Consider the following 13,234-nt stretch of genomic DNA (forward strand, 5'->3'; position numbering starts at 1 on the left):
TATCTTATGTCATAACCTATATATCGGCTAATCTCTCTTTCCACTTAAGAACTCTACAAATTTTCCTGTACCAATTGCTACGGCAGTCATTGGATCTTCTGCTGTCATGGTATTAATTCCTGTCTTGGATTCTATTAATTCTTCCAGTCCGTAAAGCAAACAGCCGCCGCCTGTTAACACGATACCACGGTCAGCGATATCCGCTGCTAATTCCGGCGGAGTTTTCTCAAGTACACTGTGTACCGCTTCCACGATCTGAGAAGTAGTTTCTTTTAAGGCCTCTTCTGTTTCATCAGAAGTAACTGTTATGGTTTTAGGAAGACCGGTAACTAAGTTACGTCCCCTTACATCCATAGTTACTACTTCCGGACGTTTATATGCGGAACCTATTTTAATCTTAATATCTTCTGCTGTTCTTTCACCAATTAAAAGATTATGTTTTTTACGCATATATCTTACAATTGCTTCATCAAAATCGTCCCCCGCTATTTTAATGGAAGTACTTACTACTGTACCGCCTAATGAGATAACTGCAATATCGGAAGTTCCGCCCCCGATATCTACGATCATATTACCGCAGGGTCTGGAAATATCGATTCCTGCACCGATAGCGGCTGCAATAGGCTCTTCAATGATTGCAACTTCTCTTGCGCCTGCCTGATAGGTTGCATCTTCTACTGCTTTCTTCTCTACTTCAGTAACACCGCTTGGAACGCAAACACTGATTCTTGGCTTACGAAAACGCTGTTTTCCAACTGCTTTCTGTATAAAATACTTAAGCATCTTCTCGGTTACGGTATAATCAGAAATTACACCCTGCCTTAACGGACGCACTGCAACTATATTACCCGGAGTTCTACCAAGCATTAATCTTGCTTCTTCTCCGATCGCTTTAATTTTATTGGTGTCTCTGTCAAAAGCAACAACGGATGGCTCCTTTAATACAACACCTTTACCTTTTATATAAACCAAAACACTAGCTGTTCCCAAATCAATTCCTATATCACTGCCTAACATAATTATCTCCTTTCACTTCCTAATCATATTCTGCCCGTAACTCTGGCCCAATATGATGTGTTACGGACTTTTATTCTATTCATTTGTACAAATGTCATTATTACGACATCTTCCAGCCTTTACTCTGTATTGTATAATCTAATTTTTTCCAATACGCTGTCAATTAAACATACTTGATTATATTATATACATATTTTTGGAATATTTCAAAGGAAATTTTTAAAAAAATATCTATTTAGACTATTTTTAAGAAAGACTTAAGAAATTGTTTAAATTTAATTAGACAGCGGAAAATTTCGAATAAAGTGCAATTATACAGACACTTTCACGGAAACCGGAAGAAACACGCTTTACGAGTTTCTGCGGTTCGCGTGCACGTTCGAACTATTGCAAGCAAGCTTGCTAATTCTCACTTTGCTTTCACGGAAATAAAAAACCCCAAACTTTTATTCCTAAAAGTTTGGGGTAATATTTTATTTATGCAAAATTATGCAATAATAGTAGCAACTTTACCTGAACCAACTGTTCTACCACCTTCACGGATAGCGAAGCCTAAACCTTGCTCCATAGCGATAGGATGAATTAATTCGATTGTCATTTCGATATTGTCGCCAGGCATACACATTTCTACGCCTTCTGGAAGATTACAAACACCAGTTACGTCAGTTGTTCTGAAATAGAACTGTGGTCTGTAGTTGTTGAAGAAAGGAGTATGACGTCCACCTTCATCTTTTGTTAATACGTAAACCTGAGCAGTAAATTTCTTGTGGCATTTGATTGTGCCTGGTTTGCAAAGAACCTGTCCTCTTTCGATTTCGTTTCTTTGAACACCACGTAAAAGTGCACCGATGTTATCACCAGCCTGAGCTTCATCAAGAAGTTTACGGAACATTTCGATACCGGTTACAACTACTTTACGAGTTTCTTCTTTAATACCAACGATTTCAACTTCTTCAGATACATGAAGAACACCACGTTCAACACGGCCTGTAGCAACAGTACCACGACCTGTAATGGAGAAAACGTCTTCTACTGGCATTAAGAAAGGTTTATCTGTTTCTCTTTGAGGATCTGGAATCCAAGAGTCAACAGCGTCAAATAATTCGATAATTTTATCGCCCCATTCTCCTTTAGGATCTTCAAGAGCTTTAAGAGCAGAACCTTGGATGATTGGTGTATCATCGCCAGGGAATTCATATTCAGTTAATAAGTCTCTGATTTCCATTTCAACTAATTCAAGAAGTTCAGGATCATCAACCATATCACATTTGTTCATAAATACAACGATATAAGGAACACCTACCTGACGGGATAATAAGATGTGCTCTTTTGTCTGAGCCATAACACCGTCTGTAGCAGCAACAACAAGGATAGCTCCATCCATCTGAGCAGCTCCTGTGATCATGTTCTTAACGTAATCGGCATGTCCTGGGCAGTCAACGTGAGCATAATGTCTGTTCTTTGATTCATACTCAACGTGAGCAGTAGAGATTGTGATACCTCTTTCTCTTTCTTCCGGTGCCTTATCGATCTGGTCGAATGCAACTTCTTGGCCTGTACCTAATCTTTCATGAAGAGTCTTAGTAATCGCTGCTGTTAATGTAGTTTTACCATGATCTACGTGACCAATGGTTCCGATATTACAATGTGGTTTGGTTCTTTCGAACTTAGCTTTAGCCATTTTATAAAGTCCTCCTTTAATTAAATGCTTTCGATAAGCATGTGCTTATTTGCATTGCCCGTTTTGGGCTATTTGGTTTGTCTTATATGCCTAATTATATTTCAATTTAGAAATATTTTCAAGCTAAAATAATGAATCGCGCAAACTTTTTGCGTATTATTCATTTTAAACAAAGAATGAATTCATTAGTTTGTGATTTCCAGTCACATCGGTTCTCGCGAACAACTCGAAAATTCTATCAAAGCATTTTATATGCTTTTTTCTCGGACTGACTGAATAGTTACATTAGTTTTTACCTTTAGCTGCTAATACTTTTTCCTGTACATTCTTAGGAACTGGTTCGTAGCTTGAGAAGAACATGGAGTAAGCACCACGGCCCTGAGTTCTGGAACGAAGAGCGGTTGAATAACCGAACATTTCAGACAAAGGAACAAAACCTCTGATTAATTTGGTTCCGTTAATATCTTCGGATCCTTCGATACGTCCACGACGTGAACTGATATCACCGATAACATCACCCATATAATCATCCGGTACAGTAACTTCAACTCTCATGATTGGCTCAAGGAGAACTGCGCCTGCCTTGTGCATCGCATCTTTAAATGCCATGGAACCGGCAATCTTGAATGCCATTTCGTTGGAATCGACTTCATGGTAAGAACCGTCATAAACAGTAGCTTTAATACCAAGAACCGGATATCCGCCAAGGATACCTGCTTTGGAAGCTTCTTCGATACCGGCACCAACTGCAGGGATGTATTCCTTAGGAATAGCACCACCAACAACGGTTGATACGAATTCGAATGTTTTCTCTGCGTTTGCATCCATAGGCTCAAATCTAACTTTACAGTGTCCGTATTGTCCACGACCACCGGATTGTTTAGCATATTTGCTATCAACTTCAACTGCCTTTGTAAAGGATTCTTTGTAAGCAACCTGAGGTGCACCTACATTAGCTTCTACTTTGAATTCTCTTAAAAGTCTGTCTACGATAATTTCAAGGTGAAGCTCACCCATACCGGCAATAATAGTCTGACCTGTTTCTTCGTTGGTATAACATCTGAAAGTAGGATCTTCTTCTGCAAGTTTTGCAAGAGCTTCACCCATTTTATCCTGACCTGCTTTTGTCTTAGGTTCAATAGATACTTCGATAACCGGTTCAGGGAATTCCATGGATTCAAGTATTACAGGGAATTTTTCATCACAGATGGTATCACCGGTTGTTGTGGTTTTAAAACCAACTGCTGCTGCAATATCTCCTGAATATACTTTTTCAAGATCTTCTCTCTTATTCGCATGCATCTGTAAGATACGGCCAACACGTTCTTTCTTGCCTTTTGTTGAGTTAAGTACATAAGAACCGGAGTTTAATGTACCGGAGTAAACACGGAAGAAAGCAAGCTTTCCTACGAAAGGATCGGCCATAATTTTAAATGCCAATGCTGCAAAAGGTTCTTCATCAGAAGATTTTCTGTGAACTTCATTACCTTCATCATCAACACCTTTGATATCAGGAATATCAGTTGGTGCAGGCATGTATTCGATAACTGCATCCAATAACTTCTGAACACCCTTATTCCTGTATGCGGAACCGCAGGTTACAGGGATAAGTTTAACATCTATGGTAGCTCTTCTAAGAGCTGCTTTTAATTCTTCTGTAGTAGGTTCTTCACCTTCTAAGAATTTTTCGATTAATTCATCATCTGTTTCACAGATTAATTCAATCATTTCTGCTCTGTATTTATCAGCTAATTCCTTCATATCATCCGGAATCTCTCTGATTGAAATGTCTTCGCCCTTATCATCATTGTAATAATAAGCTTTCATTTCAAACAAATCAATAACACCGATAAATGTGTCTTCCTTACCGATTGGTAATTGGATCGGCACAGGAGTCTTACCTAATCTAGTTCTGATCATGCTTACAACGTTGTAGAAATCTGCACCTGAAATGTCCATTTTATTAACAAATGCCATTCTTGGTACATTGTATTTATCAGCCTGACGCCATACTGTCTCGGATTGAGGTTCAACACCACCCTTTGCGCAGAATACACCAACTGCACTATCAAGTACACGTAAGGAACGTTCAACTTCTACAGTGAAGTCAACGTGTCCCGGTGTATCAATAATATTGATACGATGTTCTAAAGCACCAGGAATCTTCTTATGTTCGAATTCCTGAGTCCAGTGACAGGTTGTAGCGGCTGAAGTAATTGTGATACCTCTTTCCTGTTCCTGCTCCATCCAGTCCATGGTCGCAGTACCTTCATGAGTATCACCGATTTTATAGTTTACACCGGTATAATATAAGATACGTTCGGTAAGTGTTGTCTTACCGGCATCAATATGAGCCATAATACCGATATTCCTAGTTCTCTCTAATGGATATTCTCTTCCAGCCAAGGAAATTCCTCCTTAATTCAAGTGGTTCACCCATTCGATCAAATTTGATAAACAGGTTATATCAATAATTACATTGTAAAATGTTAAAAGATAGCTGCTTTTGATAATATACCACTAAAGGCAGTAATTATACCAAATGTATGATTACTACCAGAAGTAATGTTATTATCTATATTTATCTTACCAGCGATAATGTGCAAACGCTTTATTTGCATCTGCCATCTTATGCATATCTTCTTTTTTCTTAACAGCGGATCCAGTATTGTTAGCTGCATCCATAAGCTCGTTAGCTAATTTTTCTTCCATTGTCTTTTCTCCTCTTTTACGAGAATAAAGTGTAAGCCAACGAAGAGCTAACGCTTGTCTTCTGTCCGGTCTAACTTCGATTGGTACCTGGTATGTTGCACCACCGATACGTCTTGCTTTAACTTCCAATACCGGCATGATATTGTTCATAGCTTCTTCAAAAACTTCAATTGCTTCTTTACCAGTTTTAGCAGCTACTCTGTCAAATGCTCCGTATACGATCTTCTGTGCAGTACCTTTCTTACCGTCAAGCATAACGTTGTTAATAAGCTTGGTAACGATTTTGCTGTTGTAAATCGGATCTGCTAATACATCTCTTTTTTGTATATGTCCTTTACGTGGCACGTTTCTTCCCTCCTTAATAATCCTTATCGAATTTCAATAAGATTTTCTTAAATCATCGGTACTCACATATCCCCACCATTAGGGGCAGTACAGGGTTAAACCCGTACTTTCATTGTGTTCGCGCTCAGTTTAACTCTCTTTCAAATCTATTCCGTCTACAGGGAAACAAGTTTCTTATAAGTCGGTGATAAAATGCAACCCAAAAATTTTATCTGAAATCTGAAATTAAAAATTAACCCGGCACTTAATGATTAGTGAAAAAACCTTGAATTATTTACCTGCTTTCGGTCTCTTTGCTCCGTATTTGGAACGAGCCTGTCTTCTCTTAGCAACACCTGCTGTATCAAGTGTACCTCTGACAATGTGATAACGAGTACCAGGTAAATCCTTAACTCTACCACCTCTGATCAGAACAACACTATGCTCTTGAAGGTTATGTCCTTCACCTGGGATATAGCTTGTTACTTCGATTCCGTTAGAAAGACGAACTCTGGCAATTTTTCTAAGAGCTGAATTAGGCTTCTTAGGTGTAGCTGTTCTAACCGCTGTACAAACACCTCTTTTTTGTGGTGCTGAACTATCAGTAGATCTCTTATTTAAGGAGTTAAATCCTTTTTGAAGAGCTGGAGAAGTAGATTTCTTCTCAATTGTCTTTCTACCTTTTCTAACTAATTGATTAAATGTAGGCATTAATTTTCACCTCCTGATTATTATTCGAATTACTTGGGCTGCCTAACGTTTCTTTGCATTCAATGCACACAAATATCTGCGCCATATAAAATCGCGCTTACTGATTATACTTTATATTTTAAATCTTGTCAAGGGTTATCAGTAAAATCTTCACAGTTTTCGGCTGTTACTGCATATATTGGATAATCCGATTGCAGGAAGACCCCAAGGTATGATTGAAAATTCTATCTGATCGGGCAGAAGCCGTTATAACAATCTCCGTCTATCAGGTCCTGGGTCTCATTTACATCAAACTGTGCCAATAAATCATAATCGATTGGTTTTATTTTACTTAGTCGGTTTTCATAATCTTCTTTGGTAGTCCTTTCAAATGGAAGCAGGGGATAGGTTTCCTCATATAACGGAAGGAACGTAACCCCAACACCATAGTCAAAGTTTTCATATAACCATTCTGCAACATCATCCCATTCATTTTCCCTTACATGAACGGTAATGGAGGTATTATGATCCGTCCAGCTTAACATGGATAATTTGTATAATTCAAGTTGTTCTATAGCCCCTACGTCATATTTTGTTTTGCCCTCCGGTGCTTTTACCGGGAATTCAATTACCTTAATGGTACAGTCTTCGTCCCTTTGCCCTACTTCATTATAGATAGGATAACAGCCTTGCTTTTCAATCATTTTATATAGAGGATCCGATGTGGCAATTCGGATTCTTCTAATAAAATAGTTGGAATGTGCAAAATGTATTCCGCTGCTTACACAAGGTAAAGTGGATAAAGTACCCTCCGGTTTTATTGTAGTCATAAGTTTAGGTACGGAGATTTTAAGGATATCACAGTATCGTTTTCCCTCCATATGAACTACCTCTCGTAAATGTCTTAGGAGTGTACCAAGTTCTTCATAAGTCATCTTGGTTTTGTTCACCATATCCATAATACCGGTTAAAGATATTCCAACAATTCTGTCTTCTTTCATTACCTGATTCCAATCAGGTAGTTCTACTTCAACCAGTGTCATACGAATTGCAACCCGTGTTGATAATTTAAGGACTTCCTCCAGCTTCTTAAGTTCTAGTTCATCCTCATCATTCACAAAAGAAAGAAGATTATTGGTAGTAAGGTTACAGCATTGTTTGGATTTTAACAGAATTTCACCACATGGATTCAACCCCTCAAAAGTACCTTTTCTACGTTTGGCCTCCGCTCCATTAATGAATCCCGGCTCCCCGTTAATCCGGATGGAATGGAGCATTTCTTTAATTCTCGTAAGAGACGGCCTCCCAGAATAAAGAACAGAATTATTGCTCATTTTACGGTGGGATATATCGGTATTTTCAACCCAATTGCCATCAATAACAGTATAGATATCCTTTTTAGCGTTAATAACCTCTTCTTCATCTTCTTCACAAATAATCATCATAGCACTGCGTCTGACACCGCCGGACACTACATTTTCACTGATTATGGTGGCTATATCCAGAACATCGATGGACTTTAATTTATTATCGTCATTATTAAGTATTACCTTATTTATCTTTTCAAACATTCTTTTTAATGACTTATGACCGGAAGCTCTGCCTCCAAACCGGCGTAACCTCTCACCCTCCGGCCTTACATAACTGTAATCAATGATAATCGTATCTATACCATCATATTTCTTTTCCGTAATTAATTTAAAATAAATCTCAAGAGCATTACACCAGCCTTCTTTACTGTCACCTACTTTAATCCTCGCAATATGCGGATTATCACGGTTTATATCCAAAACCGTATTCTCCATTAGCTCTTTCTTAGTTTCTTTACGAATATTTTCGAGATAGATTCCCTCCAGTTTTACCGTTCGGACATAAGGCATCTTGGCGATTAAATTTTTGTCAATACGAATACCGACTCCACAGCCTAACATAAGCAGATAAAAAACATCCACAAAATCACACAGGCTCTCAATCATGGTAAAACAGCAGTTGTAATTCGATAGAGGATATTCCTTTACAATTTCGGTCCCTCCCATATATAAAGTTCGTCCGGAGGTAAATGTTCTCAAATTATAAAGATTATCAAATAATTGCTCCGCTTCGTTTTGTTCTTCTATGGGGTCTATGGATATACCCAGATTCTTTTTATATTGTATTCCTAAGTCTATATTGTACTCCGTTGTTCTTAATACGGTTTCAAACCAGTTTTCTCTTCTTTTCTTATCTTCTATATAACGGGAATAAGTTCGTAGATACACAAACTCCCCAATTGGACTTAATGGTGCTTTTTGATTTTTATATTTATTTAAAAATTGTTCCGTTAATAAACCTGCCATACTTATTCCTCCGATCGATTCAGAAAAAATATTCCTATCCTATTATGAATACTTCCTCTGAAAAATACTCTGATTATTATTATATGGTACAAATCCCGGTCCGAAAAAGCCTTTGATTTCAATCTTGAATTTTATTCACTTAATAGGTATATGTACTATATATTGTGTTACATATTATATATCAATACTATATGTATGTCAATAACTGATTTGATGGCTTACATATCCATCTGTTTTATTATTACTTTTTTATTATTTTTCTTCTACTTTTTTACATTATTTGTATCAATTTTTTATAATTTGGCATGATTTATCATTTCATATTATTTTTTCTTTTCGTATTACTTTTTATGATTTAGCTCTTTTTTCTTTTCGTATTATTTTTTATGATTTAGCTCTTTTTTCTTTTCGATTATTTTTAAATTCTTTATTCTATGATTTTTTCTGTATGTGTTACAATAATTTATGTGCTTTTACTGCATCCTTATTTTTTCCTATGTATTCAATATAATACTCATTTTAATCTGATTTTGTTATTATTTACCAATGCTTTATTATACTATGAGACAAAAAAAATCTGCTAAAACGAACTCTTATCCCTTTCGTTTCAGCAGACCTTTTATTATATTAAATTAAATGTTACTGTTATCAGTCGTTATCTTCAGAATTATTATCAATTACAAATTCTTCATCCTCAAAGTCATCTTCTGATAAATCTTCATTATCATCAAACTCATCCACTTCGATACCGTCTATATCATCCATGGTTGATTCGTTATAGCGGAAGCTGTCATACTCCTCATCTTCATAATCTTCGGAGATCAATAATTCCTCATCCATGTCACTGTCTAATTTTACGGAACGATATCTCTTCATACCGGTACCGGCAGGAATTAATTTACCAATGATAACATTTTCTTTAAGACCAATTAACGGATCGATCTTACCATTAATCGCTGCTTCCGTTAAGACTTTTGTCGTCTCCTGGAAAGATGCAGCAGAAAGGAAAGAGTTGGTTGCCAAAGATGCCTTGGTAATACCAAGCATTACCTGTTTTCCTTCAGCCTTTGGTAATCCTTCTGATTCCAGTTTTTCATTAATATCATCAAAGTCTAAGGTATCTACTAATTTACCAGGCAATAATTCGGATTCACCGCTGTTTTCAATACGGATCTTCTTAAGCATCTGACGCACAATAACCTCAATATGCTTATCATTGATTTCAACACCCTGCAGACGGTATACACGCTGAACTTCCTGGATCATATAATCCTGAACGGCACGAACACCTTTAATCTTAAGGATATCATGAGGGTTAACACTACCTTCTGTTAACTCATCACCGGCTTCTAATATATCACCGTCTAAAACTTTGATTCTGGATCCATAAGGTATTAAATAAGCTTTGGATTCAGCGGTTTCTTCATTAGTCACAATTACTTCACGTTTTTTCTTAGTATCTTTAATGGTTACAACACCGCCGAATTCAGCGATAATTGCAAGACCCTTAGGTTTTCTTGCTTCAAAAAGTTCTTCAACACGAGGAAGACCTTGTGTGATATCATCACCGGCAACACCACCGGTATGGAAAGTACGCATGGTAAGCTGTGTACCAGGTTCACCGATAGACTGAGCAGCAATAATACCTACTGCTTCACCAACCTGAACTGCTTCACCGGTAGCCATGTTGGCACCATAACATTTAGCACATACACCAATATGAGATTTACAGGTAAGAATGGTACGGATTTTAATTTTTGCATTAAAACCGGCTTCCTGAACTTTCCCCGTAGCTACAATTCTTGCCGCTCTTCTTGGTGTAATCATATGGTTTGCTTTCACAATAACTTCACCGTTATCATCCTCAATGGTTTCACAGGAATATCTTCCGGTGATACGTTCTTCCAGGCTTTCAATCACTTCATTGCCATCGGTAAACGCCTTAATCCACATACCAGGAGTTTCTTTGCCTTCGCAGCAATCCACTTCACGGATAATTAAGTCCTGAGATACGTCAACCAGACGACGTGTCAGATATCCGGAGTCGGCGGTACGAAGAGCAGTATCGGAAAGACCCTTTCTAGCACCATGGGCGGAGATGAAGTATTCCAATACGTCAAGACCTTCACGGAAGTTTGATTTAATAGGCAACTCGATGGTACGGCCGGATGTATCCGCCATAAGACCACGCATACCTGCAAGCTGTTTGATCTGCTTATCGGAACCACGGGCACCGGAGTCAGCCATCATATATATATTATTGTATTTATCAAGACCAGTAAGAAGTGCCTCTGTAATATCATCATCGGCTACCTTCCAGGTATCAATAACTGCTTTATATCTTTCATCTTCCGTCATAAGACCACGGCGGAAATTCTTGGAGATTTCTTCTACTCTTGATTCTGCTTCCGCTATAATGGTTTTCTTCTGAGGAGGTACTGTCATATCGGAAATAGATACCGTCATGGCAGCTCTTGTAGAATACTTATAACCAAGGGCTTTAATCGCATCCAGAGTTTCAGCTGTTTTAGTCGCACCATGGGTATTAATGCATTTCTCCAGAATCTTCTTTAACTGTTTCTTACCTACATGGAAGTCAACTTCAGGTAATAAGAAATTATCCGGATTGGAACGGTCAACGAAACCTAAATCCTGGCTGATGATCTCATTAAAGATTAATCGGCCTAATGTAGATTCAATTGTTTTAGTTTCCATTTCACCCATGTTATTGATGCCGGATCTTCTAACCTTAATCAAGGCATGTAAAGTAATAGCACCATTCTCATAAGCAAGAATTGCTTCATTCACACTCTTAAAGCAATGTCCTTCTCCCATATCACCAGGCTTTTGCAAGGTCAGGTAATAGATACCAAGTACCATATCCTGGCTAGGAACGGCAACGGGAGCACCATCAGAAGGTTTTAATAAGTTGTTTGGAGACAACAGCAGGAATCTGCATTCTGCCTGAGCCTCAACAGATAATGGCAGATGGACAGCCATCTGGTCACCATCAAAGTCGGCGTTGAAAGCGGTACATACCAACGGATGAAGTTTAATTGCTTTACCCTCAACCAATACCGGCTCAAAAGCCTGGATACCAAGTCTGTGAAGTGTTGGAGCACGGTTTAACATAACCGGATGTTCTCTGATTACTTCTTCTAATACATCCCAAACTTCCGTCTGAAGTCTTTCTACCATCTTTTTAGCTGATTTTATATTATGGGCAGTTCCTCTGGCAACCAGTTCTTTCATAACGAAAGGTTTAAATAACTCAATTGCCATTTCTTTCGGAAGACCGCACTGATAAATCTTTAATTCCGGACCAACAACGATAACGGAACGTCCTGAATAGTCAACACGTTTACCTAGTAAGTTCTGACGGAAACGTCCCTGCTTACCCTTTAACATATCGGATAAGGATTTTAATGCACGGTTTCCCGGACCGGTAACCGGTCTTCCTCTTCTGCCGTTATCAATAAGAGCATCTACTGCTTCCTGAAGCATTCTCTTTTCATTACGAACGATAATATCCGGAGCGCCGAGTTCAAGAAGCCTCTTTAAACGATTGTTACGGTTGATAATTCTTCTGTATAAATCGTTCATATCAGAGGTAGCGAAACGCCCGCCGTCTAACTGTACCATAGGTCTTAAATCCGGAGGAATAACAGGAACTACGGAAAGAATCATCCAATCAGGTCTGTTACCGGATTCTCTGAACGCTTCAACAACTTCAAGCCTTTTGATTATTCTTGCTCTCTTCTGTCCCGTTGAATCCTTTAATCCTTTTTTAAGGTCTACTGATTCTGCTTCCAGATTAATTGCAAGTAAAAGTTCCTGGATTGCTTCGGCACCCATGCCAACTCTGAACTTATTACCGTATTTTTCGTAAGCTTCTCTATATTCTTTTTCGTTTAAAACTTGTTTGTATTGTAAATCGGTACTTCCTTTATCCAATACGATATAAGCAGCAAAATAAAGTACTTTTTCCAGAGTCCTTGGAGATAAGTCTAATATAAGACCCATTCTGCTTGGAATTCCTTTAAAATACCATATATGAGACACCGGTGCCGCTAGTTCAATATGGCCCATTCTTTCCCTGCGGACACTGGCCTTGGTAACTTCAACACCACACCTGTCACATACTACGCCTTTATATCGGATTTTCTTATATTTACCGCAATGACACTCCCAGTCTTTACTTGGTCCAAAAATCTTCTCACAGAATAAACCGTCTTTTTCCGGTTTTAAAGTTCTGTAGTTTATAGTCTCAGGTTTTTTTACTTCGCCTCTTGACCATTCTCTAATTTTCTCCGGAGAAGCTAAACCAATTTTTATGGCGTCATAGGTAATTTCCCCGACATTTTCATTATTTACTACTTCTGGCATCATCTGGCACTCCCTTTCATAGTAACGGATTATAGATGGAATCCGTCTTTTTACATTAGACATCCGCTAAAACGGATGTCTAGTATGC

The 13,234-nt window shown here is 38.1% G+C and carries 7 protein-coding genes; all 7 read right to left on the reverse strand.

Annotation, left to right across the window (positions count from 1 at the left end; translation table 11 throughout):
* Positions 1-27 precede the first annotated feature (27 nt).
* The gene (gene mreB, locus Ana3638_RS03845) at positions 28-1,017 is read right to left on the reverse strand and encodes a rod shape-determining protein (RefSeq protein ID WP_161836858.1); all 990 of its coding nucleotides are present in this window, start codon (positions 1,015-1,017) and stop codon (positions 28-30) included.
* A 487-nt stretch (positions 1,018-1,504) separates the two neighbouring features.
* Positions 1,505-2,698, reverse strand: a complete 1,194-nt coding sequence (tuf, locus tag Ana3638_RS03850) for an elongation factor Tu (protein WP_161836859.1) — start codon at positions 2,696-2,698, stop codon at positions 1,505-1,507.
* Positions 2,699-2,983: 285 nt separating this feature from the next.
* A complete protein-coding gene (gene fusA, locus Ana3638_RS03855) occupies positions 2,984-5,104 on the reverse strand; it encodes an elongation factor G (protein WP_161836860.1) in 2,121 nt (706 codons plus the stop codon).
* Between the two features lie 180 nt (positions 5,105-5,284).
* Positions 5,285-5,755: a 30S ribosomal protein S7 gene (gene rpsG, locus Ana3638_RS03860; RefSeq protein WP_202621563.1), complete on the reverse strand. Its 471-nt coding sequence runs from the start codon at positions 5,753-5,755 to the stop codon at positions 5,285-5,287.
* Between the two features lie 270 nt (positions 5,756-6,025).
* Positions 6,026-6,445: a 30S ribosomal protein S12 gene (rpsL, locus tag Ana3638_RS03865; RefSeq protein WP_161836861.1), complete on the reverse strand. Its 420-nt coding sequence runs from the start codon at positions 6,443-6,445 to the stop codon at positions 6,026-6,028.
* A gap of 224 nt (positions 6,446-6,669) precedes the next feature.
* Entirely contained in the window at positions 6,670-8,760 is a 2,091-nt protein-coding gene (nrdJ, locus tag Ana3638_RS03870; RefSeq protein ID WP_161836862.1) for a ribonucleoside-triphosphate reductase, adenosylcobalamin-dependent, read from the reverse strand.
* A gap of 648 nt (positions 8,761-9,408) precedes the next feature.
* On the reverse strand, positions 9,409-13,146 hold the full coding sequence (rpoC, locus tag Ana3638_RS03875) for a DNA-directed RNA polymerase subunit beta' (RefSeq protein WP_161840429.1): 3,738 nt from the start codon (positions 13,144-13,146) through the stop codon (positions 9,409-9,411).
* Between the last annotated feature and the right edge of the window lie 88 nt (positions 13,147-13,234).

Source organism: Anaerocolumna sedimenticola, assembly GCF_009931695.1.
Taxonomy (GTDB): Bacteria; Bacillota; Clostridia; order Lachnospirales; family Lachnospiraceae; genus Anaerocolumna; species Anaerocolumna sedimenticola.